This window comes from Vibrio hibernica (genome assembly GCF_015223435.1).
GTDB lineage: Bacteria > Pseudomonadota > Gammaproteobacteria > Enterobacterales > Vibrionaceae > Vibrio > Vibrio hibernica.
In genome coordinates this window covers 35,353-59,578 of record NZ_VHKO01000009.1, presented here as the reverse complement: position 1 = coordinate 59,578, position 24,226 = coordinate 35,353, and the positions used below count along the sequence as shown (strand labels likewise).

Sequence of the window (24,226 nt, the reverse complement as noted above, 5' to 3'; positions counted from 1 at the left end):
TCCAAAGGCCAAAAGTGGTTAAAACGAAAGTGAAAAATTTAGGCGACGGTGTGAAAGGCTGGGTGCGTCAAGCTTCGCCACCTGTTCTCTATGACCGACAAATTGTCTGGTTAGCATTTGGTTTAATGCTAACGGGCTTAGTGATGGTGACATCTGCGTCATTTCCTATCAGTACGCGCTTAACGGGCAGCCCATTTCATTTTATGGTCCGCCAGGCTATTTTCCTCTTTTTGGCATTGAGCGCTGCTATTGTGGTGATACAAATTCCGCTTGAACGTTGGATGAAACATAGTGTTCATCTATTGTTAGTTTCAATGTTTTTATTGCTGGTGGTATTGGTTGCTGGGCATTCAGTTAACGGTGCTTCTCGTTGGATCCCTCTTGGCTTATTTAATTTACAGCCGGCGGAAATTGCAAAGTTATCCTTGTTTATTTTTATGTCCAGCTATTTGGTGCGTAAAAATGACGAGGTGAGAGACTCCTTCTTTGGCGGCTTCATCAAGCCCATTATTGTTTTTACCTGTTTAGCGGTATTACTTTTATTACAACCTGATTTAGGTACTGTAGTGGTAATGCTAGTTACCTTGTTTGCGATGCTTTTTATTGCAGGTGCTAAATTAGTCCAGTTCCTTTCTTTATTAGTTATTGGCGTTGGCGTAGTTACAATTTTGATTATTAGTGAACCTTACCGTATGCGCCGGATGACATCCTTCTGGCGACCATTTGAAGATCCATTTGGTAATGGCTATCAGCTAACTCAATCATTGATGGCTTTTGGTCGAGGTGATTGGTTTGGTCAAGGCCTTGGTAATTCGATTCAGAAACTTGAATATTTACCTGAAGCTCACACTGACTTTGTGTTTGCCGTTGTTGCCGAAGAATTAGGTTTTATTGGTGTTGTTTGTATCTTATTAATGATTTTCGCTTTGGTGTATAAAGCATTAAATATTGGTCGGAAAGCACTGGAGTCAGGCGAGATTTTTGGTGGCTTTTTAGCCGTCAGTATTAGTATTTGGTTTGCATTCCAAACTCTTATTAATGTAGGCGCGGCGGCGGGTATTGTACCGACTAAAGGGCTGACTTTACCGCTGATTAGTTATGGTGGTTCTAGTCTTATTATCATGACAATTGCCGTTGCTTTATTACTACGTATTGATTATGAATGTCGTGTTGCTGCGTTGAAGTTAGCCAATAAACCGACATTAACCTCCAAACATCAATCAAATGATGACGAGAATGAATTGAGTGAAAATGAAAAATAAACGCTTATTAGTCATGGCTGGAGGAACGGGAGGGCATGTTTTCCCCGGGCTCGCAGTGGCGAAACAATTACAAAATCAAGGGTGGGAAATCCGCTGGCTTGGCACGCCAGATCGAATGGAAGCGGACTTAGTACCCAAGCATGGTATTGAGATTGATTTTATTAAGGTGAAAGGTTTGCGTGGACAAGGTCTCGCTAAACTCATCAAGGCGCCTTTTCAGATAGTTAATGCAATCATGCAAGCGCGTAAACACATTAAGGCTTGGCAACCTGATGTGGTGCTAGGAATGGGTGGCTATGTAAGTGGGCCCGGTGGCGTCGCAGCATGGTTATCAGGTATTCCGGTTGTATTACATGAACAAAATGCGGTAGCTGGACTCACCAATCAATGGTTATCTAAAATTGCAAAACGTGTGATGCAGGCTTTCCCTGGCGCTTTTCCTAATGCAGAAGTGGTGGGCAATCCTGTTCGTCAAGATGTAGTGGCTCTTCCAGAACCCGCTGAGCGTTTTGCTGATCGCGAAGATCCGATTCGCATTTTAGTGATGGGTGGGAGTCAAGGCGCGAGAGTTTTAAATACGACTTTGCCTCCTGTGATGTCGATATTAGGTGAAAGTTACACAATTTATCACCAAGCAGGTAAAGATCAGAAAGATATGGTGGAATCGCTTTATCAAACTCATCAAGTGAAAAATTATCAAGTTACCGAGTTCATTGATGATGTAGCGCAGGCTTATGCTTGGGCTGATGTATTGGTCTGTCGTTCTGGCGCTCTAACGGTTTCTGAAGTTTCAGCCGCAGGCGTTGGCGCTATTTTTATCCCATTTATGCATAAAGATCGTCAGCAAGCGTTAAATGCTGATCACTTAGTGAAATGTGGCGCAGCGTTGATGATAGAACAACCTGAGCTGACGGAACAAGGCTTAACTGAACAATTGAAAAAACTGGATCGGAATCAGTTATTATCCATGGCTCAAAAAGCTCGCCAAGCTGCGATTCTTGATGCCGATACCCGTGTAGCCGCTGCAATTATTGCGGTAAGTAAAGATTGAGAACAAACAATGCTCACTAAAAAAAGTACAAATCTATCGGAATTACGCGCTATCGTGCCTGAAATGCGTCGAGTGAAATGCATCCATTTTGTTGGCATTGGTGGTGCAGGAATGAGTGGGATCGCGGAAGTATTGCTGAATGAAGGGTACGAAATTACGGGATCGGATCTTGGTGAAAATGCAGTTACCCAACGTCTAATTGAAAAAGGTGCAAAGATTTATCTCGGACATCAAGCTTCTAATATTGAGCATGCAAGTGTGGTGGTGGTTTCAACCGCTATTTCGCCAGATAATCCAGAGCTAGTCGCTGCAAAAAAAATGCGGATCCCTGTGGTTCGTAGAGCTGAAATGTTAGCGGAGTTAATGAGGTTTCGTCATGGTATTGCTGTTGCTGGTACACATGGAAAAACAACCACGACAGCTCTGGTTACCCAAATATATTTTGAAGCAGGTCTTGATCCTACTTTTGTTAATGGCGGTTTAGTAAAAAGTGCTGGCACCAATGCTCGCTTAGGGTCTAGCCGCTTTTTAATTGCAGAAGCTGACGAAAGCGATGCTTCATTTTTGCACCTACAGCCTATGGTTAGCATTGTGACTAATATTGAAGCTGATCATATGGATACTTATGGTGGTGATTTTGAAACATTGAAGCAAACTTTTATCGATTTCCTACATAATTTACCGTTTTATGGGCAAGCGATCGTATGTATTGATGATCCGGTTGTACGTGAGTTAATTCCTCGTATTAGTCGTCAAGTGATCACTTATGGCTTCTCTGAAGATGCAGATGTTCGATTAACCAACTATCATCAAAAAGGCCAGCAAGGAATGTTTACCGTGGTGCGTCAAGATCGTAAAGACTTGAATATTACGTTGAATATTCCTGGTAAGCATAATGCTCTGAATGCATCAGCTGCGATAGCAGTGGCTACAGAGGATGATATTAGTGATGAAGCGATTGTTCGTGCGCTAGTTAGTACTGAAGGAACAGGGCGGCGGTTTGATCATTTGGGTGAATTTGATACCGGCAATGGTCATGCAATGTTGGTGGATGATTATGGTCATCATCCAAGCGAAGTCGATGTCACTATTCAAGCGGCTCGAGCGGGTTGGAAAGACAAACGCTTGGTCATGATATTTCAACCACATCGCTATAGCCGCACTCGTGATTTATACGATGACTTTGCCAATGTATTAGAAAAAGTCGATGTGTTAATTATGTTAGATGTCTACTCCGCGGGTGAGAAAAAAATCGCAGGAGCCGATGGTCGATCGTTGTGCAGAACGATACGTAGCCGAGGTAAAATTGATCCTATTTTCGTTCCTGATATGGATAAATTACCTTCGGTTTTAGCGAATCTAATTGAAGATAATGACCTTGTGCTCACGCAAGGCGCAGGAGATGTTGGTAAGGTTGCTAAGAAATTAGCGGATTTAAAACTGAATATCGCTCAAATGAAAGCAAAAATTGCGTAAAATACCAAGCATTTTATTGGAAGTGTGCGTTTAGAACAGTATAATCGCTGCCTAATATTTCGTCATGGCGATGAATGTTTATTAATTCATATTAATTAGCATTAATTTGATAGGGTTTTGCATTAACAATATGAGTTTCACTGCTAATTATGAATGTTATTGCTGAGGGTTTTGATAATCCGTCATTAAAATCAACGTCCACCAAAGATCATTTTTTGGGTGGTGTATTTCTCTTGTTAGTTGTGATTTCTATTATTACCGTTGTTTATTCTACAGTGAGTTGGATGACAGACTCGCAACGATTGCCACTATCACGAGTGATGATTGAAGGTAAATTGACTCATGTGAGTCCAAATGAAGTACAAGATGTGTTATCGAAAGTACCTAATATGGGAACTTTTATGACACAAGACGTTAATAGTTTGCAAGCAGCACTTAAAACATTACCTTGGGTTAAGCAAGTCTCTGTTCGAAAGCAGTGGCCCGATTTAATTAAAGCTTATATTGTTGAGTATAAAGCAAATGCGATATGGAATAGTAATGCTTTGTTGAATGCTAACGGTAAAGTATTTAATGGCAACCCTGCTGATATTAATAGCAATATTGTTAATTTGTACGGGCCGGATGGCTCCAGTGAAAAAGTATTATCAGTATGGGAAACCAGCAATCGTTTATTGAAACCGCTGGGGCGTACGATCACTTCGGTTGTTTTAAATGAACGTCGAGCATGGCAAATAATTTTAGATAATGGTATTCGATTAGAATTGGGGAAAGATGCCCGGGAAAATCGCTTAAATCGTTTCATCCAACTGTATCGCCGCTTAGGTGATAAAGCAGAACAAGTTAGCTACATCGATCTTCGCTATGATACCGGTGCTGCTATTGGTTGGATTTCAGATGATGAATCATCACAAGAGAGTAATAAATAATGAAGGCCTCAGAAGGTAATATTGTCGTTGGTCTTGATATCGGCACTGCAAATATTGTTGCATTAGTGGGAGAAGTTCTCCCCGATGGACAAATTAATATTATTGGTTCAGGTGAATGCCTTTCCAGTGGTATGGATAAAGGCGGTGTTAACGATCTTGAATCCGTAGTGAAATCAATTCAAAGAGCTATTGACCAAGCAGAATTAATGGCAGAATGCCAGATTACTAGTGTGTATCTTTCTTTGTCTGGTAAACATATTGCAAGCCGTATTGAAAAAGGTATGGGTGCTATTTCTGATGAAGAAGTCGTTCAAGATGATATTGATCGTGTAATTCATACTGCTAAGTCAATTAAAATTGGTGAAGAGCAACGTATACTACATGTGATACCACAAGAATTTACTATTGATTACCAAGAAGGCATTAAAAACCCTCTTGGTCTATCTGGTGTTCGCATGGAAGCCAGCGTTCATTTGATTTCATGCCATAATGATATGGCTCGTAACATTGTTAAGGCGGTTGAGCGCTGTCATTTAAAAGTTGAGCAGTTGATTTATTCAGGCCTTGCATCAAGCAATGCGGTTATTACTGAAGATGAAAGAGAACTGGGTGTTTGTGTCATTGATATTGGCGCAGGAACCATGGAAGTTTCTATTTGGACGGGCGGTGCGTTACGTCACACAAAAGTCTTTTCCTATGCGGGTAATGCAGTCACAAGCGATATTGCATTTGCATTTGGTACACCAGTCAGTGATGCTGAAGAGATAAAAATTAAATTTGGTTGTGCACTAAGTGAGTTAGTGAGCAAAGATGATACCGTTAATGTTCCAAGTGTTGGTGGTCGTCCTTCTCGAAGTTTACAACGTCAAACTTTGGCAGAAGTGATAGAACCCCGATATACTGAATTAATGGGTATGGCGAATCAAATAGTTGACTCGACTCAAGCTCAGTTGCGAGAAGATGGAATTAAACATCATTTGGCTGCTGGTGTCGTATTAACTGGCGGCGCTGCACAGATTGAAGGTTTAGTAGAGTGCGCTGAACGCGTATTCCGCAATCAAGTTCGAATTGGTAAGCCCCTAGAGGTCAGAGGGTTAACTGACTACGTTAAAGAACCGCATCATTCAACGGCGGTTGGATTACTACATTACGCCAAAGACAGTCAGTTTTATAACGAGAGTGAATATCAACAGTCAGTACCTAAGCAACGCGCTGGTAGCTCCCTGGCTGAATTCATTCAAAAGCTGCGTAATTGGATACAGAAAGAGTTTTAACCTGAGGCGAACAGGTAGAAACGGAGAATACACATGTCAATGTTTGAACCGATGATGGAAATGTCTGACGATGCTGTAATTAAGGTCGTTGGAGTTGGTGGTGGCGGCGGTAACGCTGTTGAGCATATGGTACGTGAGTCCATCGAAGGGGTGGAATTCATTACTGTTAATACGGATGCTCAAGCACTGCGAAAAGTAAGCGTAAGTAATGTAATCCAAATCGGTGGTGATATCACTAAAGGTTTGGGAGCTGGAGCAAATCCACAAGTTGGACGTGATTCTGCATTAGAAGATCGTGAAGCTATTAAAGCAGCATTATCTGGTGCTGATATGGTCTTTATTGCAGCCGGTATGGGCGGTGGTACTGGTACCGGAGCTGCTCCTGTTATTGCTGAAGTGGCGAAAGAGCTTGGTGTGCTAACTGTTGCAGTTGTCACGAAGCCGTTTAGCTTTGAAGGCAAGAAACGTATGGCTTTCGCAGAGCAAGGAATTGAAGAGCTATCAAAGCATGTCGATTCACTGATCACGATTCCAAACGAGAAATTGCTTAAAGTACTTGGCCGTGGAATCACTTTGCTAGAAGCTTTTGCTAAAGCGAACGATGTACTTAAAAATGCTGTGCAAGGTATCGCAGAGCTCATTACTCGCCCTGGTATGATTAATGTCGACTTTGCAGATGTTCGTACTGTTATGTCCGAAATGGGACATGCGATGATGGGAAGTGGACATGCAACAGGTGAAGATCGTGCAGAAGAAGCGTCTGAAATGGCAATATCTAGCCCATTACTTGAAGATATCGACTTAGCAGGTGCTCGTGGTGTTTTAGTTAATATCACTGCTGGTTATGATATGCGCTTAGAAGAGTTTGAAATTGTGGGTAACACAGTGAAAGCTTTTGCTTCTGATAATGCTACGGTTGTTATTGGTACCTCTCTCGACCCAGACATGAAAGATGAAATTCGTGTAACGGTTGTTGCGACAGGTATTGGTAAATCACAACCACCAGAAATTACTTTAGTAAAAGGTGGGGTGGCTAAATCTACAGCAGCAACACCAGCGCAAGTATCTCAACCTGTAGCGGCTGCCACAGAAGAAGAACCACAACCTATGTTGCGTAAAACTTCTGCGGCATCAACATCCAGCGGGTCTTCGAATTCATCAAATCATAATTCGAATACAGCTAAAAAACCGGATGAAAATGACAGTGGATATTTTGATATTCCAGCATTTTTACGTAATCAAGCTGATTGAGATTTACACAATTAACTTGAAGTGTCTCTAAAATATGTTAGCATATTTGACCAGTCTTATTGATGGCTGGAATTTTATGTGGCGTGATAGAAAGGCAAATTAGATGATTAGACAACGTACTTTAAAAGAGCAAGTTAAAACGACTGGTGTGGGTCTCCACTCTGGACGTAAAGTTACGCTAACTCTACGCCCTGCACCTGCAAATACCGGTATTATTTACCGCCGTACGGATCTGAACCCGCCAGTGGATTTTCCATCTGATGCAAATTCAGTACGAGACACTGTGTTATGTACTGCTTTAGTTAATGATGACGGTATTCGAATCTCGACGGTAGAGCATTTAAATGCAGCCTTATCAGGTATGGGCATTGATAATATTATTATTGAAGTTGATGCACCTGAAATCCCAATTATGGATGGCAGTGCTAGCCCATTTGTATACTTGCTGCAATCTGCAGGTATTGAAACATTAAATGCAGCAAAGCGTTTTATTCGTATTAAAAAACCAGTACGTGTTGAAGATGGTGATAAGTGGGCCGAGTTGGTTCCTTATGCTGGTTTCCGTATGGATTTTGAGATTGAATTTAATCATCCTGCAATTGAAGCTGATGAACAACACATGCTGTTTGATTTTTCTTCGCAAGCATTTATCAAAGATATTTCACGTGCTCGTACTTTTGGCTTTATGCGTGATATTGAATACCTTCAATCTCAGAATTTATGCTTAGGTGGTAGTTTTGATTGTGCGATCGTCCTTGATGAATACCGAATCTTGAACGAAGATGGTCTACGTTTCAGTAATGAATTTGTGACTCATAAAGTATTAGATGCGATTGGTGATTTGTATATGTCTGGGCATAGTATTGTTGGCGAGCTTCGAGCTTATAAAACAGGACATGCACTGAATAATCAACTATTGCGTGCATTACTAGCGAACCAAGAAGCTTGGGAATGGGCAACTTTTGAAGAATCAGCGGGTTCACCAGTGGCTTTTGGTGAAATGACCAATACAGTATTAGCTTAATAAATTTAGTTAGAATTTGAAAAAAACCAGACTGTCTAATTAGTCTGGTTTTTTTTCGTCTGTTGATTTCCTTTTTAATCACGTTATCTATTTGAGATGGGTGCTATTTTTTTGCTAATTTAGCTAAACTTTCAATTCGAAGCTTTAGTTTTGGCGGTGCTAATCCTGCGATCATAAGTATTGATTGTGCTGAGTTTTCACTCAAACCCGATGACTTATAAGGCGTGACAGGTTTTTCTTTTATGGAGTCTGTCCGGTAAAGATCTGGGTTAATTTTGAATTCAATGCCACTTAGTTTAGAGAAACCATTTGCTCGTAATTGAGATAAGATATGAATACGATCATAGTTCAGTTTCATTTGTAATGAGGCATTAGCAACTTCTATCAATAACTGACTATTTTTGATGTTTGCCGCTCGGCAATGAGGGCGAAATACGGGCGTTAAAATGGATTGAAGAGCTTTATTGATCTTCAGTATGTCATTAACGTGCTGACTTAACTTCCCCATACGGTAATCTATCAGTAAATCTTTAGTTAAAGTAGGACGATGATCGCGCATAAGTACCCTTTAAATTGAGGAGGCAATGAGTGTAATCATTATCAGTTAAGGTTTATTTTAACTGATTACCACTTAATTTTAGTCAGATAATAAAAAAAAATGATGTGTGATCAAAAAAAGTGATAAACCCCGTAAACAAAGACGTTTCTAGATAGAAGATAGCTCAAGAATCCCATACTATGTACCTACTAAAAATTTATCCTTGAAAATACAGTGCTTCAGCACCATATGCTAATAAATAGACAACATTTATATCAGTATTCTTAGTTTTTAAGTATTAAGTGATGAGAAACTGAAAGCAGAGATCCCAAGGATCAGAAAGAGAGATTCATAAATAATGTTAACTAAATTACTGACCAGTGTCATTGGTAGTCGCAATGATCGAACTCTACGACAGCTAAGTAAAATCGTAAATAAGATAAATAGTTTTGAACCTGACTTTAATGCTTTAACTGATGAACAACTGCAAAATAAAACGGTTGAATTTCGTGAGCGCTATCAAAATGGTGAAACACTTGATCAACTATTGCCAGAAGCTTTTGCAACGGTACGTGAAGCATCAAAAAGAATTTATGGTATGCGACATTTTGATGTGCAGCTCGTTGGCGGCATGGTTCTTAATGGTGGGAAAATCGCAGAAATGCGTACTGGTGAAGGTAAAACGTTAACCGCTACATTATCTGCATATCTTAATGCATTAGCGGGTAAGGGGGTTCACATTGTCACTGTGAATGATTATTTGGCCGCTCGCGATGCTGAAACTAATCGAGCATTATTTGAATATCTAGGCATGACTGTTGGAATCAATGTTCCGAACATGATCCCTCAGCAAAAGCAGGTCGCGTATCAATGTGATATTTTGTATGGCACTAACAACGAATTTGGTTTTGATTACTTACGTGACAACATGGCATTCCGCCCTGAAGATCGCGTACAACGTGAGCGTTTCTTTGCTGTTGTCGATGAAGTGGATTCTATCTTAATTGATGAAGCCCGTACTCCTCTTATTATTTCAGGTCCGGCTGAAGATAGTTCTGATTTGTATACACGAATCAATCTATTGATCCCAAATTTAGAGCGCCAAGAAGAAGAAGATACGGAAGAATATCGTGGGGATAAACACTACACCATTGATGAAAAAGCGAAACAAGTTCATATGACTGAAACGGGTCAAGAGTTTGTTGAAGAGCTTTTGATTCGTAATGGCATGATGGAAGAGGGCGAAACCCTTTACTCTCCAGCAAATATCAGCCTTCTTCACCATATTACAGCGGCATTGCGAGCCCATGTATTATTTGAAAAAGATGTCGATTATATTGTGAAAGATGATGAAGTTATCATTGTTGATGAACATACAGGCCGAACAATGCCTGGACGTCGTTGGTCTGAAGGTTTACACCAAGCTGTTGAAGCGAAAGAAGGGGTTAAAATTCAAAATGAGAACCAAACTTTAGCTTCTATTACCTTCCAAAATTATTTCCGTTTGTACGATAAGCTTTCGGGCATGACGGGTACTGCCGACACAGAAGCATTTGAGTTCCAATCCATCTATGGTTTGGATACGGTGGTTATTCCCACTAACCGTCCAATGATTCGTAATGATATGCCGGATGTTGTTTATCGCACTGAAGTCGATAAATTTGCCGCTATTATTGAAGATATTAGGGAACGTGTAGAGAAAGGACAGCCAATCCTAGTCGGTACCGTTTCGATTGAAAAATCTGAGTTGTTATCGAATGCATTGAAAGATGCGAAAATTAAACATAGTGTTCTTAATGCTAAGTTTCACGAAAAAGAAGCTGAAATTGTTGAGCTAGCGGGTACTCCAGGAGCGGTAACGATTGCAACCAATATGGCTGGCCGTGGTACTGATATTAAATTAGGTGGCAGTTGGGAAGCTGAAGTTGAAAAACTTACGGATAAACAAGGTTCGGCAGCTACGGACTCTCAGATCTCTGAAATAAAAGCCAAATGGCAATTAGTGCATGATGCGGTACTTGACGCGGGCGGTTTGCACATCATTGGCACTGAGCGTCATGAATCTCGTCGTATTGATAATCAGCTTCGTGGTCGCTCTGGTCGCCAAGGTGATGCGGGTTCTTCGCGTTTTTATCTCTCAATGGAAGATTCCCTACTTCGTATTTTCACCTCTGATCGTATGGCTGGTTTAATTCAAAGCGGTATGGAAGAAGGTGAAGCGATTGAAAGTCGTATGCTGTCTCGATCAATTGAAAAAGCACAACGCAAAGTAGAAGGTCGTAACTTTGACGTTCGTAAGCAATTACTTGATTATGATGATGTTGCCAATGATCAACGAAAAGTGGTGTATGAATTACGTGATGAATTAATGAGTGCTGGCGACATTAGTGAGATGTTGGGCCAAAATCGTATTGATGTGCTTACCTCTGTATTTGAACAATATATTCCACCACAATCACTGGATGATATGTGGGATGTGGCGGGATTAGAAGCTCGCCTACAAGCTGATTTTGATCTCGAATTTCCTATCCAAACTTGGCTAGATGAAGACGATAAGCTGTATGAAGAAGTTTTACGTGATCGTATTATTGATGAAGCATCGGCTATTTATAAAAATAAAGAAGAAGTGGTTGGTGCAGAAGTACTGCGTAACTTTGAACGTCAAGTGATGCTACAAACTCTTGATACGCTTTGGAAAGAGCATCTTGCCGCAATGGATCACTTGCGCCAAGGCATTCATTTACGCGGCTATGCTCAAAAAGATCCTAAACAAGAATTTAAACGTGAGTCGTTTGAGTTGTTTGGTGAGTTATTAGATAGTTTGAAATTCGATGTTATCTCAACGCTAAGCCGAGTTCGAGTTCAGGAGCGTGAAGAGGTTGATCGCATGGAAGAACAACGTCGTATTCAAGCCGAAGAAGCTTCTCGTCGTCAACAGTATCAGCATGCAAGTGTAGAAGGCCTAGATGATAGTGAAGCACAAGATGAAGCTTCCCAACCCGTCGTTCGTGAAGAACGTAAGGTTGGTCGAAATGAAGCTTGTCCATGTGGTTCTGGAAAAAAATATAAACAATGTCATGGTAAAATTGCATAATTAATGTGATTTATGGGTGATATTGATTCGATACCTAATTTATGAGTATCAAGTAAAGGTCGCTTCGGCGGCCTTTTTTAATCGGAGTAATAATGATTAGATTACATATTGTCGCGGGTATTATCTTTAATTCGAATCAAGATAAGATATTCATCACTAAAAGACCTAAAAAGCTTCATAAAGGTGGATATTGGGAGTTTCCCGGCGGTAAGGTTGAGTTAAATGAAAGCGCGGAACAGGGCTTGATTAGAGAGTTGTATGAAGAAGTTGATATTAACGTTACCCAATTAACCCACTTTGAACATTTAGACTATGATTACCCAGATAAAAAACTGACCTTTGATTTTTTCAGTGTGCTTGATTTTTCTGGTGAGGCTTATGGTAAAGAAGGGCAGGAAGGAAAGTGGGTGAAAATTGAAGATATCCGTGATTACCAATTTCCAGAAGCGAATGAACCGATTGTAGAACGTTTGATGCAGCAAAATAGAGCGGAGTAATTTAACGTAAAAAGTGATGTTTTATTGTGTAAATAACAAAGCCAGACTTAGGTTGACTACCTAATCTGGCTATAGTGATTTCTATAATTTGTTAGTTTTAGCGTAAGACGATTAAGCCCAACCACCATTATTTTTTTTGCGACGTGGAATGATGTGAGGAAGGATCAAACCAAATAACAGCCCTAGTCCTGCAACACCACCACCATACATAAAGTAGCGTATAAGCAAGTCATCTTTTTGCGTATCTAACTTAGCACGTAGTTCTCGAGCTTCTGCTTGAGAGTCTGAGAGTTGTTGATTTAGATTGCGGTAGTTTGTTTCAAGATCCGATATTTGCTTATTGCTCACCTTAAGGGAGCTGACTAAGCCTGCTTTTTCTGTGTCTGACGTTTTACGAGCATTGGCTAATGCATTTTTTACCGTTGATAACTCTTTCTCAATTTGAGGTAAGCGAATAGACATGCTCACATCAGAGGTAACATATTTACTTTCTACCCAACCTTTACGACCTTTACTATCAATCACTTGAGAGAAACCCGCTGATTTGTTCGAGCTTAATATTTTAATTACATCGCCCGCATCGACACTTCCAATAATTCGATATTGATTACCAGGGCCAGAATGCATATAGGTGAAAAGGTTGTCAGAGATATAGAAATCACGTGCGTATGTTGATGGAGCAAAAAAACATGTTAATAGGATTAAGCAAAAAAGCTTTTTCACATTTTGTTCCTTTTAATTAATAAACGCCTTGCTCTTTTATAATGCTAATTAAGCACAGATGAGCCCAAGTACGTCAAATAAGTCAGTTAATAATCAGATAACGAAATAGTAAGAAGTTTCGGCTTAGCGTGCAAGAAAAGAGGGAGCGAAAGCTCCCTCTTTTTATGTCTAAAGCACAATTATGACACTGCTTTGACAGTATACTAACCTTCGAAGGCTTAGCCACCAAATGCGGCTTGGATTGCGTAGAAGAATACTATTGCTAATACGGCACCTGCAGGTAAGGTGATAATCCATGATGCGACAATATTACGTACCACGCCCATATTCAGGGCTGCGATGCCACGAGCAAAGCCAACACCTAATACTGCACCTACTAATGTTTGTGTTGTTGAAATAGGAAGACCCGTTCCAGAAGCTAGTACAACCGTTGTTGCTGTCGCTAATTGAGCCGCAAAACCACGGCTTGGTGTCAGCTCGGTAATACCCGTGCCAATAGTCGCCATTACTTTATGGCCCATAGTGGCAAGGCCAACCACAATACCTAAACCGCCGAGTGGCAGAATCCACCAAACAATTTCACTTTTCGCCGTCAATTCACCCATATTGTGCACGGTTGCCACCACTGCTGACAATGGCCCAATAGCATTCGCTACATCGTTTGAGCCATGTGCAAATGCCATCGCACAAGCGGTAATAACCATTAAAATACTAAAGATACTTTCTACACCAGCAAAGCTATGATCTTCTACTTGGCTGGCGAACTTACGTTTAATGTAAAGATAGCCACCAATCATAACTAAGGTCGAAAACAAAATAGAATAGATCCAAGCTTCACCATGAGTAAGGTGTAAGCCAACATGTTTTAGCCCTTTTTTGATCGTAACCAGTGCGATGACCATTGTGGTCAAAAACATATAAACCGGTACAAACCGCTTGGCATTTGCCACTGGGTTTTCAGTATCAAAGATTAACCGTTGAGCACTAACAAAAATACCGTAAGCAAAAAGCCCGGCGATAAATGGAGTAATGATCCAGCTACCCACAATGCCTTGTACTGAATGCCAATCTACGGCTTCAGTACCTGTTGAGACACAAGCAAAACCGATGATAGCACCAATAATGGAGTGCGTGGTAGATACAGGCCAGCCCATATAAGAGGCGAGCAGTAACCAAGTTCCCGCCGCTAATAAAGCAGACATCATGCCATAGATTAAAACTTCTGGATGTGAGGTATAAAAGGAAGTTTCGATGACTCCATTTTTAATAGTATCAGTTACTTCGCCACCAGCTAAGTAGGCGCCAGCGAATTCAAAAATCATGGCAATAAAAATTGCTTGCTTGACTGTTAGTGCTTTTGAACCAACAGATGTGCCCATAGCATTAGCAACATCATTTGCACCAATACCAATAGCCATTAGGAAACCAAATAACGCTGCAACTAAAATAATAATAGTGCCGTAGTTTGCGAGGATATCCATCGTAATACCTAGTTTTTTGAGGTAACAATTCGAGTTGGCTGAACACAGGGAATCACACCCTGAACCAACTGCATAAGTTACTTTGTACTGTTTTGATTATTTTTGATTGAGTCGAACTTATGAACGAGACAACATGACTTCCAATCGAGCACCAACGCGTTGGGCTTGATCGGCAATACCACCAACCCATTCCAATATTTTGTATAGGAACATGACATCGATAGGATTATATTTAGATTCAATTTCCATGAGTTGCTGACGTAATGCGATTTGCATAACATCAGTATCATCTTCAATTTCGTCTAATTGATTAATCATTTCTGCAACAAGCGTTACTTCACGGCCTTTAAAGCCTGTTTCAAGTAGCTCATCAAGTTCATGAATTACCTTTTGAGCTTGTTTAGCAGCATCGAGGCAACGAATGACATAAGCAATAAAGGATTCATTGAGTGTAGAAGGGATTTGTAAGCGGCGACCAATAACGCGGCCTGCAATATCTTTGGCAAGGTTAGCTAATTTGTCTTGCTGAGTAAGCAACTCAAGCATGTCAGTACGATCGACTGGCATGAATAGCCCACGAGGTAACTTAAGACGAATTTCACGTTTTAGTGAATCCGCTTCTCGTTCAAGACGAGATATGGTTTCACGTTGTTTGTTCGCTTCATCCCAATCTTCTTGAGCACAAGCTTCAAAAAAAGGAATCAAGTGTGAACAGCATTCATTTACACGGACAACGTGTTCTTGCAAAGGCTTAATAGGGGACTTTGCAAATAGCCCCATAATTGTATTTACTGGCATGGTTATTCAACCTACAAAAAATATAACTCATAGGACATTTAACCTTAAAACTTTAGTGGTCAAATGCTTGGCAGCGCTATAAAGTCGCGCATGTTAACTTAATATTACTGGCATTCATACTATTTTAGAGCATGTTTAAAAACAACTGCGGTTATTTCTTACTTGCTCCTTTATGCATTCCGCCATATCCTTTCAGTGTTATCAACTACGGATTTGAACATGGAAACTGAGATAGAACTGAAATTTTTTGTTTCACCTGATTTTTCCGATATTCTAAAATTAAAAATAGAAAAAATGAAGGTACTTCAACATAGTTGTCGAGCACTGTCTAATCTCTATTTTGATACTTCAGATCAATGGCTAAGACAGCATGATATTGGTCTGCGCATTCGTCGTAGTGATGATGATGTCTATGTTCAAACGGTGAAAACATCCGGTCGAGTTGTTGCAGGCTTACATCAAAGGCCAGAATTCAACGCTGAACATACCAGTAATGAACCTGACCTTTCACTTCATCCCACTGATATCTGGCCTGAAAATCGAGATTGGCACGATTTACAAAGCGAATTATTACCATTATTTGAAACTAATTTTGAACGTGAACAATGGTTGCTGAGTATGCCTGATGGCAGTCAGATCGAACTTGCTTTCGATCAAGGTGCCGTCATTGTTGGCGACCAACATACTCCTATTTGCGAAGTTGAGTTAGAGCTTAAATCAGGTCAGACTGAATCGTTATTTACGTTGGCCCGGCTATTATCAGACAAAGGTGGTATGCGCCTAGGGAATCTAAGTAAAGCGGCTCGTGGTTATCGTTTAGCTCAACAAGATTATCAATGCGATCCGGTTATGAGCTTTGCTTTAGTTGAAACACAACCAAGCGATACGGTAGAGGCTTGTTTTGTGGATTCACTTGAACATGCTTTATCTCATTGGCTTTATCATGAGCAAATTTATGCAGAGCATGATTCGATTGCTGCATTAGAGCAAATCAATGAAGCGATTGAGTTTATTCGTCAACTTTTCCACATTTACGGTGGAATTATTCCCCGCCGTGCCAGTGCTATTTTACGTCAAGAATTTAAGTGGTTGGATGATGAGCTAGCATGGCTTAAAAATGATCAATACCTTAATGAACTAACAAAAGATAAAGGCTATATTTTACGTAAACTTGATAGCCAAAAACATTTAGTCAATGAACTCATCCTTCAGAAAGAGGCGTTACCTAACAGAGATGACATGCTGGAGCTTTTCCAGTCTGCTCGATATACCGCTGTTCTGCTTGATTTAAGCCGTTGGATATTATCGCGTGATTGGAATTCATTCCTTGATGATAAAGCTAAGCAAAAAATGAGTCAAAGCGTGACATTATTTGCGAAAAAGCAGCTTGATCGTAGTTGGGCTGAATTAGTTGAAGCTTTTCCTGTTGAACGTTCTTTTTTATGTCAGGATTATATTGATCAACAATTACGCTTGAGTCGAACTCTTTATACCGGTCTCGCTTTTGCCTCATTATTTGATCTTAACTTGAGAACCCAATTTCGTTTACCTTGGGTTGACTTACTGCAAGGTATTGATGATTTGTTGAATCTAACGCCATTAAAGCAGCTGCATGAAGAACTTAATGTTGAGCAGCAAGACCAATTAGACCGTTGGCTTAAACGACAAGAAAATTCGATTTTACATGCAATGGAAAAAACGCGGACTCACTGTTTAGAACTTACTCCGTATTGGCATGATTAAATATGGCTGAATATTATTTAGGCATGAAAAAGGGATCATCGGATCCCTTTTTCATGCTTTTCTTGTAGCTGTAATTCGAGTCGTTCGATCTGGGTTATTAATTTCTGTTGTTGCTGTAAGATTAACTCAATGTTCTTCTTGTCTTGGGTGTGCTGCTTACTATTTGGTGAAGCGATAATCGAAGCAAGAAGGCCTGAGATCATACCAAAAATACCAACGCCACAAACGATCAGTATGGATGCGAGTATCTTCCCGGAAAATGTCACCGGATAGTGATCACCATAACCCACCGTAGAGATTGTTACTATGCTCCACCATAATGCATCTGCAGCAGTCTTAATATTACTGCTTGGATCATTCTCTTCAAATAACAGCATAAAGCTTGAACCTAAGCAGAGTAAGATAATCAGCAGTGTAAAAATAGTTGCAAGAGTCGCTTCTTTACGGTTTTCTAGTATTTGCTGAACCACTTTTTTGTTAAAACGTAAAATCAGAATGATCCTAAATACATGCAGCAGGCGGGCATAACGGAAAATTTCGATCGCAGGTAAGCTTGCAAGGAAATCCAACCAGTGCAATTTTAAGTATTTAAGGCGGTGCTTAGAACGATAACAATCTAAGCTCAATTGAAATAAAAATAGACAACAGATAGTCGTATCAATGCCTAATAAAGTATGTCGAGTATCTTCGGATACAGGTATAAATAATAAATACGAAACCAGAATCAAAGAAACAATCGAAAGCAGTAATGACATTAAACTCAACGGTTTAAAATCAACATCACTGTAATATTTATGCATAGATGTTCCTTTAGGAATAGATGTAAAGCGACTCTCACTGTTTTCTAGAGTGGATTTAATGTGGTCGCCAACACGATAGGGTGCTGATATTGACCATATTGCATCATTGTCTCTATTTAGTGAGTTAAATCTTAAAGCAATTACGACGATTGGTATAATACATACAAGGAAAAATCATGGTTCTCTCTACTCAATTACAGCAACAATGCCAAAAATCCATGAGTGCTTTACAGCAAAGTTATCAAGAAATATTAATTAATTGGCCTACAAATATATTGCAGCAATTAGAACAAGTTTTGCCTTTGAGTGATTTTATTTTTGATTCATTACAAGGCGATAAAGCATTGATGGCCGCATTACCTGAATTGTTAACAAAAAATGACCGAGAAAATCACTATCGACAGGCATTAGCGCTGAGATTAAGTACTTGTACTAATGAACTTGAACTCATGTGTCAGTTACGTCTTTTTCGCCGTCAAGAGATGGTTATTATCGCTTGGCGAGATTGCTTGCTTTCTTATGATACGAGCGTGCATTGGGATCTGGAAACCAGTTTATCGCATTTATCACAACTGGCAGAAGCCATGATTTTTGAAGCTTACCGATGGCAATATCAAGCATGCTGCCAGGAGTGGGGAACGCCTTGTAATGACGAAGGACAAGCGCAACCTATGCTTATTATTGGTATGGGTAAGTTAGGGGGCGGCGAGCTTAACTTTTCTTCTGATATTGATTTGATTTTCACCTATCCTGAAAATGGTCAAACTCAAGGCCAGCGTCGTAGTATTGATAACGCACAGTTTTTTACCCGACTAGGTCAGAGGATTATAAAATCACTCGATCAGCCAACGTTAGATGGGTTTTGCTACCGTGTGGATATGCGTTTGAGACCTTTCGGTGAGAGCGGCCCATTAGTGATGAGCTACGCCGCTTTAGAGGATTATTACCAAGAACAAGGTCGAGATTGGGAGCGCTACGCGATGGTGAAGGCGAGGGTGATGGGAAGTGAAATGTACCCTCAATACCAAGAACTTCGTCAAATGCTACGACCATTTGTGTTCCGTCGTTATATTGACTTTAGTGCGATTCAATCGCTGCGTCGAATGAAATCGATGATTCGAGCAGAGGTTCGTCGCCGTGGTTTAGTGAATAATATTAAATTAGGGGCTGGCGGGATCCGAGAAATAGAGTTTATCGCTCAAGTGTTCCAGTTGATTCGAGGTGGCAGAGAACCAAGTTTACGTGATCGTGGCTTGTTAGAAACATTAGTGGCGATTGATGAACTTCATTTACTTGAATCTAATGAGGTTGAATTGCTACGTCAAAGCTACCTATTTTTACGCCGTGTGGAGAATCTTATTCAAGCTATGCATGATAAGCAAACTCAAACCTTACCGGATAATCCACTCGATCAAGAGCGTTTAGTCTGTGCGATGGGAGCTCAGTGCTGGGATGAATTGATGGCGTCGATTACTCATCATATGCAGCAAGTTCATGCGATTTTTGTTGATCTTATTGGCGAGGACGAAAGCCAAGAATCGATGGTTGCGACGCATTTTATCGAAATATGGGATATGGCTTTACAACAGGATGTTGTGGAAAATATTTTAATCACGGATCTTGGTATTGAATCAGCGGAAGAATTGGCCGCTATAATTAGTCAGTTTAAAAAAGATTTAGCGAAGAAAACATTAGGACAACGTGGTCGAGAAGTATTAGTCCAACTGATGCCTAAGATATTTGAAACTGTTTTATCTCATCCTGATGCGCAATTTGGTTTACCACGCGTTTTACACATTCTGACTAAAATTGTTACGCGTACTACTTATCTAGAATTGTTGGAAGCTCATGCGGGCGCTTTGAAACAGCTGATCCGTTTGTGTACTGCGAGCCCTATGATTTCTGAAATGTTGGGACGTTATCCTATTTTATTGGATGAATTGATTGATCCTCAGCAGCTTTATAATCCTATTGCTTTAGCTGATTATCGTTCAGAGTTACGAGATTTCTTAGCTCGTATCCCTGAAGATGATATGGAACAGCAAATGGAAGCGCTGCGCCAATTCAAACAGATCTGTATTTTAAAAGTTGCAGCGGCAGATATTGCCGGTGTGCTTCCGGTTATGAAAGTGAGCGATCACTTAACGTATTTATCCGAAGCGATTATGGATGCGGTCGTGCAGCAAGCTTGGTTACAAGTGAGCCAGAAATTTGGCGAACCTCGCCATTTGATTGGGAGAGATGGTAAAGGATTTTCGGTTATTGGTTACGGTAAAGTGGGTGGTTGGGAGTTAGGGTATGACTCTGATCTTGATGTGGTTTTCTTACATGATTGCCCTGAAAGCATTACCACTGATGGGGCAAAAGAAATCGATGGTAGGCAGTTTTATTTACGGCTTGCTCAGCGCATCATTCATATATTTTCAGCACGTACGCCATCGGGTATTTTATATGATGTAGATACTCGTTTAAGACCATCGGGTGCATCAGGCTTATTGGTTTGCACTGCGGAAACGTTTGATGAATATCAACATAAAGATGCGTGGACGTGGGAACATCAATCTTTAGTTAGAGCACGGATGATTTATGGTGATGCACAACTGGAACAAGCATTTAGTCAGACTCGTTTTACGATACTGAGCCTTGAAAGAGATCAAGGTAAGCTCAAACAAGAAGTTGCGGATATGCGCGTAAAAATGCGCGGCCACCTTGGAGCTAAAAAAGCAGGTCGCTTTATGCTAAAACAAGATAAAGGGGGGATAACCGATGTTGAGTTTTTGGTGCAATATTGGGTCTTGCAATATAGCCATCAATACCCAGAGTTAACACAATGGTCGGACAATGTTCGAATTCTTGGCGTTATGGCGCAACAAGATTTAATCACAGTGATGCAAGCTGAACGGTTGATAGAAGCTTACACAACTCTAAGAGATGAAATTCATCATCGTAATTTACTAAAACAAAGTGCAGATGTGGATGAGTCCCGTTTTGTGGAACAAAGGCGGTGTATTCAAACGCAATGGCAATCATGGTTACCGTTACCTGCTGAGTCTTAACCGATTACTGGCTTTTCGTTCTTGGTGTATGTGATATGATCCGCACCAATTAACTATATTATGTTGTTATAAATTTATGGCTTAGTTATAGGTGTTGATAACGCGAACTATAAACTGAACCATCGGAGAGTATTATGAAACCTATTTTGCCCAATTATGCTAAATCTGGAGTGTTGATTGTTGGTGATGTCATGCTTGATCGGTATTGGTATGGCCCAACGGCTCGAATTTCTCCTGAAGCGCCGGTTCCTGTGGTTAAAATTGAAAACAACGAAGAACGTCCAGGTGGCGCGGCAAACGTGGCAATGAATATTGCGGCATTAGGTGGTAATGCAAAATTAATTGGTTTAACCGGAGATGACGAACCGGCTAAAGTGCTTGTTGATAAATTATCATCATTAAATGTACAGTGTGATTTCGTATCGATTCCTGAGTTACCAACTATCACTAAGTTACGCGTGATGAGCCGCGGTCAGCAGCTGATCCGTCTTGATTTTGAAGAAAGCTTTGCTGGCGTCGATTCTGCCCTTGTAATGCAACGAATGGAGCAATATCTACCGCACGTACAGTCATTAATTTTATCGGATTACGGTAAAGGTGCTTTGGACGACGTACAAGTGATGATTCAAAAGGCTCGCTCCGCTAAGGTTCCTGTTTTTGTTGATCCTAAAGGTGCGGACTTTGAACGATATCGTGGAGCCACACTACTCACTCCCAACCTTTCTGAATTTGAATTAGTGGCAGGGAAGACGAAGGATGAACAAGACTTAGTTGAAAAAGGCTTAGCATTAATTGAGAAGTTTGACTTTGAAGCTTTGCTTGTGACTCGTAGCGAGCATGGCATGACATTACTGCAACGAGGACAAGAACCTTTTCATCTACCGACGCAAGCTCAAGAGGTTTTTGATGTGACGGGTGCCGGTGATACGGTTATTTCGGTCTTAGCAGCCTCGGTTGCAGCAGGAAAAGATTTAAAAGAATCATGCGCATTGGCCAATGCCGCTGCTGGAGTAGTTGTCGGAAAATTAGGTACTTCAACACTGTCGACTATTGAGTTAGCTGAAGCTATTCATGGCAGTAAAGATACTGATTATGGTGTGATTAGTGAGTCAACATTAATTGAAGCGGTCAAGCGTGCTAGAGCCCGTGGCGAGAAGGTAGTCATGACGAATGGCTGCTTTGATATTTTACATGCCGGTCATGTATCGTATTTAAATCATGCTGCTGAATTAGGCGATCGTCTAATTGTTGCGGTTAATACTGATGCTTCAGTAAAACGTTTAAAAGGTCCTGGTCGCCCAGTAAACCCAACAGATCGCCGTATGGCAGTATTAGCAGGCTTAGGCGCAGTAGATTGGGTAGTCCCATTTTCTGAAGATACTCCACAGCGTTTAATTGCAGAAGTTCTCCCGAGTATTCTTGTTAAAGGTGGGGATTATAAGCCGGAAGAGATTGCGGGTGGTGATGAAGTAATTGCCGCGGGTGGCGAAGTTAAAGTATTAAATTTTGAAGATGGCTGTTCGACATCTGAAATCATTAATGCGATTAGAGGTGGTAAAGGTTAGGGTACTTTCTCCTTTCATACTTTATAAAAAAGAGTTCGGATAAGTTTGAAAAAAAATGCCACTTCATTGAAGTGGCGTTTTTTTATCGATATTTGTTTAGATGTTTATTTAGATGTTGATGCAGTTTTAAGACCGGCATTAATATCTAACACATCTTGTTCACTCAATGTTCCTACTGCTAATTTTAGCTGTAGGACACTTAGAATGTAGTTATATCGAGCATCAGATAATTGACGGTTAGCATCGTATAAACGACGAGTTGAATCTAGTACATCAACAATAGTACGAGTACCCACTTCATAACCGGCTTCTGTTGCTTCTAATGCTGATTTTGCAGAAATAACAGATTGCTCATAAGCACGGATGGTGCCAATAGATGCATTAATGTTGTTGTAGTAAGCACGTACATTTTTTACAACACCACGATAAGTCGATTCAAGTTGTTGACTAGCTGAAACATATTGGTATTCAGCCGTTTTCACATCAGCGGTAGTGGTTCCACCTTGATACAAAGGAACAATTAGATTAACACCAACATTGTAGTCATTACTTTTGTAGTTACCACGGGTGGTATGATCATCAACATCTGAATATTGGTAGCCTGCATCTAATGTTAAAGATGGTGTATAACCAGAGTTTGCTAATGAGATATTACTTTTGGCAATGTCTTGAGCAATACGAGCAGTCAATAGTGATAAGTTTTTCTGTTGTGCTTCATCAACTAGAGCATTTGAATTAGTTTGAGGCCTATTAGCTGAAAAACGTTTAGTATCTAGCTGAGCCAAATCTTTGTTCATTTGACCTGTGATTTCACGTAATTCTTCATAGCTGTTGGTAACGTTATTTTCACCAATAATTTCATCGGCTAATACGCTATCGTATTGCGCTTGAGCATCATGCACATCAGTAATGGCTGATAAACCAACATCAAAACGTTGTTTAGTTTGTTCTAGCTGACGACCAACGGCCTTTTTCTCTGCGCGAATAAACGTAAGACTATCTTGAGCTTGTAGTACGCCAAAATAGGCTTGCGAAACACGCAATATTATATTCTGTTGTTCTGCTGCGTAGGCTGAATCTTGTTGACGAGCATTTTGCTCTGCGATATCCAAGTTTACCCAACTATCGCGGCGGTAAAGCTCTTGAGAGAAATCGACACCAGCTGTAAAATTGTTATTTTCTGAAATAGCAGAGCTGGGTTGGTGATTGTCATGCGTGTCAATATTACGGGTAATATTGTAGCCAGCAGTTAAATTAATTTGAGGTAAAAGGGTACCACGGCTTGATGCTATGGCTTCAAAAGAAGCATCTCGATCTGCTTTTGAACGCAATAACTGAGGATCATTTTCTTTTGCTTGATTATAAATCTGTGCCAAATCATCAGCGTGAGCAGTGGTTACGCCACTTAGTGCGAGACTGACGATAAGTGGAAGCAGCTTTTTCATGATTCTTTCCCGCTTATATAATTAATAAACAATATGCATACGATTGTAACCTAAGTCGCTAAAATGTTATGCAATCTTTTACATTAATTTACCATTTACTGTCCGTTTGGACAATAAAAAACAAAAAGGCCAAACAAAACTCACTGTTTTTAAAAAAAAGTGACAACAAAGCTTGTCGATTGTGATTTGTCGTGGTTTGATTATTAGCTATTTTATATC

18 protein-coding genes are annotated in these 24,226 nt (G+C 40.4%); 12 read left to right on the top strand and 6 right to left on the bottom strand.

The features are described from left to right. The first annotated feature begins 14 nt into the window (after nucleotides 1–14). The 7 genes from ftsW to lpxC all read left to right on the top strand — a co-directional run bounded on the left by ftsW (nucleotide 15) and on the right by lpxC (nucleotide 8,267). A complete protein-coding gene (gene ftsW, locus FH976_RS05975; RefSeq protein WP_194089991.1) occupies nucleotides 15–1,262 on the top strand; it encodes a cell division protein FtsW in 1,248 nt (415 codons plus the stop codon). Further along, entirely contained in the window at nucleotides 1,252–2,313 is a 1,062-nt protein-coding gene (murG, locus tag FH976_RS05970) for an undecaprenyldiphospho-muramoylpentapeptide beta-N-acetylglucosaminyltransferase (protein WP_194089990.1), read from the top strand. Before ftsW ends, murG begins: the two co-directional genes overlap by 11 nt. A gap of 9 nt (nucleotides 2,314–2,322) precedes the next feature. Next, nucleotides 2,323–3,789 (top strand): UDP-N-acetylmuramate--L-alanine ligase, encoded by a 1,467-nt coding sequence (gene murC / locus FH976_RS05965; protein WP_194089989.1) that lies wholly within the window; start codon nucleotides 2,323–2,325, stop codon nucleotides 3,787–3,789. 149 nt (nucleotides 3,790–3,938) lie between these two features. After that, nucleotides 3,939–4,718 (top strand): cell division protein FtsQ/DivIB, encoded by a 780-nt coding sequence (locus FH976_RS05960; protein WP_194089988.1) that lies wholly within the window; start codon nucleotides 3,939–3,941, stop codon nucleotides 4,716–4,718. Further along, a complete protein-coding gene (ftsA, locus tag FH976_RS05955; RefSeq protein WP_194950323.1) occupies nucleotides 4,718–5,992 on the top strand; it encodes a cell division protein FtsA in 1,275 nt (424 codons plus the stop codon). Before FH976_RS05960 ends, ftsA begins: the two co-directional genes overlap by 1 nt. A gap of 39 nt (nucleotides 5,993–6,031) precedes the next feature. After that, on the top strand, nucleotides 6,032–7,243 hold the full coding sequence (gene ftsZ, locus FH976_RS05950; RefSeq protein WP_194090014.1) for a cell division protein FtsZ: 1,212 nt from the start codon (nucleotides 6,032–6,034) through the stop codon (nucleotides 7,241–7,243). A gap of 103 nt (nucleotides 7,244–7,346) precedes the next feature. Then, complete coding sequence (gene lpxC, locus FH976_RS05945; RefSeq protein ID WP_194089987.1) at nucleotides 7,347–8,267, top strand: UDP-3-O-acyl-N-acetylglucosamine deacetylase; 921 nt, start codon at nucleotides 7,347–7,349, stop codon at nucleotides 8,265–8,267. A gap of 103 nt (nucleotides 8,268–8,370) precedes the next feature. On the opposite strand, the gene FH976_RS05940 is transcribed toward lpxC, so the two are convergent. Then, a complete protein-coding gene (locus tag FH976_RS05940) occupies nucleotides 8,371–8,826 on the bottom strand; it encodes a DUF721 domain-containing protein (protein WP_194089986.1) in 456 nt (151 codons plus the stop codon). Nucleotides 8,827–9,163: 337 nt separating this feature from the next. Between FH976_RS05940 and secA the strand changes: the two genes are divergently transcribed. Together secA and mutT are read left to right on the top strand one after the other, a co-directional pair. After that, nucleotides 9,164–11,899, top strand: coding sequence for a preprotein translocase subunit SecA (gene secA, locus FH976_RS05935; protein WP_194089985.1), 2,736 nt, complete (start codon nucleotides 9,164–9,166; stop codon nucleotides 11,897–11,899). Between the two features lie 92 nt (nucleotides 11,900–11,991). Continuing rightward, a complete protein-coding gene (mutT, locus tag FH976_RS05930) occupies nucleotides 11,992–12,396 on the top strand; it encodes an 8-oxo-dGTP diphosphatase MutT (protein ID WP_194089984.1) in 405 nt (134 codons plus the stop codon). 111 nt (nucleotides 12,397–12,507) lie between these two features. Here mutT and FH976_RS05925 read toward each other — a convergent pair whose 3' ends face one another. The 3 genes from FH976_RS05925 to FH976_RS05915 all read right to left on the bottom strand — a co-directional run bounded on the left by FH976_RS05925 (nucleotide 12,508) and on the right by FH976_RS05915 (nucleotide 15,398). After that, complete coding sequence (locus tag FH976_RS05925) at nucleotides 12,508–13,119, bottom strand: TIGR04211 family SH3 domain-containing protein (protein WP_194089983.1); 612 nt, start codon at nucleotides 13,117–13,119, stop codon at nucleotides 12,508–12,510. Nucleotides 13,120–13,337: 218 nt separating this feature from the next. Then, entirely contained in the window at nucleotides 13,338–14,600 is a 1,263-nt protein-coding gene (locus tag FH976_RS05920; protein ID WP_194089982.1) for an inorganic phosphate transporter, read from the bottom strand. A 117-nt stretch (nucleotides 14,601–14,717) separates the two neighbouring features. Further along, nucleotides 14,718–15,398 (bottom strand): TIGR00153 family protein, encoded by a 681-nt coding sequence (locus tag FH976_RS05915; RefSeq protein WP_194089981.1) that lies wholly within the window; start codon nucleotides 15,396–15,398, stop codon nucleotides 14,718–14,720. Nucleotides 15,399–15,617: 219 nt separating this feature from the next. On the opposite strand from FH976_RS05915, the gene FH976_RS05910 reads away from it, so the two are divergent. Continuing rightward, nucleotides 15,618–17,141, top strand: coding sequence for a CYTH and CHAD domain-containing protein (locus tag FH976_RS05910; RefSeq protein ID WP_194089980.1), 1,524 nt, complete (start codon nucleotides 15,618–15,620; stop codon nucleotides 17,139–17,141). A 35-nt stretch (nucleotides 17,142–17,176) separates the two neighbouring features. Here the strand turns inward: FH976_RS05910 and FH976_RS05905 are convergent, their stop codons facing one another. Then, complete coding sequence (locus tag FH976_RS05905) at nucleotides 17,177–17,941, bottom strand: potassium channel family protein (protein WP_194089979.1); 765 nt, start codon at nucleotides 17,939–17,941, stop codon at nucleotides 17,177–17,179. Nucleotides 17,942–18,117: 176 nt separating this feature from the next. Here FH976_RS05905 and glnE point away from each other — a divergent pair, with 176 nt between their 5' ends. Together glnE and hldE are read left to right on the top strand one after the other, a co-directional pair. Then, a complete protein-coding gene (gene glnE / locus FH976_RS05900) occupies nucleotides 18,118–20,997 on the top strand; it encodes a bifunctional [glutamate--ammonia ligase]-adenylyl-L-tyrosine phosphorylase/[glutamate--ammonia-ligase] adenylyltransferase (protein ID WP_194089978.1) in 2,880 nt (959 codons plus the stop codon). 134 nt (nucleotides 20,998–21,131) lie between these two features. After that, nucleotides 21,132–22,562: a bifunctional D-glycero-beta-D-manno-heptose-7-phosphate kinase/D-glycero-beta-D-manno-heptose 1-phosphate adenylyltransferase HldE gene (gene hldE / locus FH976_RS05895; protein WP_194089977.1), complete on the top strand. Its 1,431-nt coding sequence runs from the start codon at nucleotides 21,132–21,134 to the stop codon at nucleotides 22,560–22,562. A gap of 104 nt (nucleotides 22,563–22,666) precedes the next feature. Here hldE and tolC read toward each other — a convergent pair whose 3' ends face one another. Next, nucleotides 22,667–24,007 (bottom strand): outer membrane channel protein TolC, encoded by a 1,341-nt coding sequence (gene tolC / locus FH976_RS05890; protein WP_194089976.1) that lies wholly within the window; start codon nucleotides 24,005–24,007, stop codon nucleotides 22,667–22,669. Between the last annotated feature and the right edge of the window lie 219 nt (nucleotides 24,008–24,226).

Coding starts and splice junctions, on each gene's coding strand:
- murG (WP_194089990.1), top strand. CDS start 1,252: ATGAAAAATAAACGCTTATTAGTCATGGCTGGAGGAACGGGAGGGCAT.
- murC (WP_194089989.1), top strand. CDS start 2,323: ATGCTCACTAAAAAAAGTACAAATCTATCGGAATTACGCGCTATCGTG.
- FH976_RS05960 (WP_194089988.1), top strand. CDS start 3,939: ATGAATGTTATTGCTGAGGGTTTTGATAATCCGTCATTAAAATCAACG.
- ftsA (WP_194950323.1), top strand. CDS start 4,718: ATGAAGGCCTCAGAAGGTAATATTGTCGTTGGTCTTGATATCGGCACT.
- ftsZ (WP_194090014.1), top strand. CDS start 6,032: ATGTTTGAACCGATGATGGAAATGTCTGACGATGCTGTAATTAAGGTC.
- lpxC (WP_194089987.1), top strand. CDS start 7,347: ATGATTAGACAACGTACTTTAAAAGAGCAAGTTAAAACGACTGGTGTG.
- FH976_RS05940 (WP_194089986.1), bottom strand. CDS start 8,826: ATGCGCGATCATCGTCCTACTTTAACTAAAGATTTACTGATAGATTAC.
- secA (WP_194089985.1), top strand. CDS start 9,164: ATGTTAACTAAATTACTGACCAGTGTCATTGGTAGTCGCAATGATCGA.
- mutT (WP_194089984.1), top strand. CDS start 11,992: ATGATTAGATTACATATTGTCGCGGGTATTATCTTTAATTCGAATCAA.
- FH976_RS05920 (WP_194089982.1), bottom strand. CDS start 14,600: ATGGATATCCTCGCAAACTACGGCACTATTATTATTTTAGTTGCAGCG.
- FH976_RS05915 (WP_194089981.1), bottom strand. CDS start 15,398: ATGCCAGTAAATACAATTATGGGGCTATTTGCAAAGTCCCCTATTAAG.
- FH976_RS05910 (WP_194089980.1), top strand. CDS start 15,618: ATGGAAACTGAGATAGAACTGAAATTTTTTGTTTCACCTGATTTTTCC.
- FH976_RS05905 (WP_194089979.1), bottom strand. CDS start 17,941: ATGCATAAATATTACAGTGATGTTGATTTTAAACCGTTGAGTTTAATG.
- glnE (WP_194089978.1), top strand. CDS start 18,118: ATGGTTCTCTCTACTCAATTACAGCAACAATGCCAAAAATCCATGAGT.
- hldE (WP_194089977.1), top strand. CDS start 21,132: ATGAAACCTATTTTGCCCAATTATGCTAAATCTGGAGTGTTGATTGTT.
- tolC (WP_194089976.1), bottom strand. CDS start 24,007: ATGAAAAAGCTGCTTCCACTTATCGTCAGTCTCGCACTAAGTGGCGTA.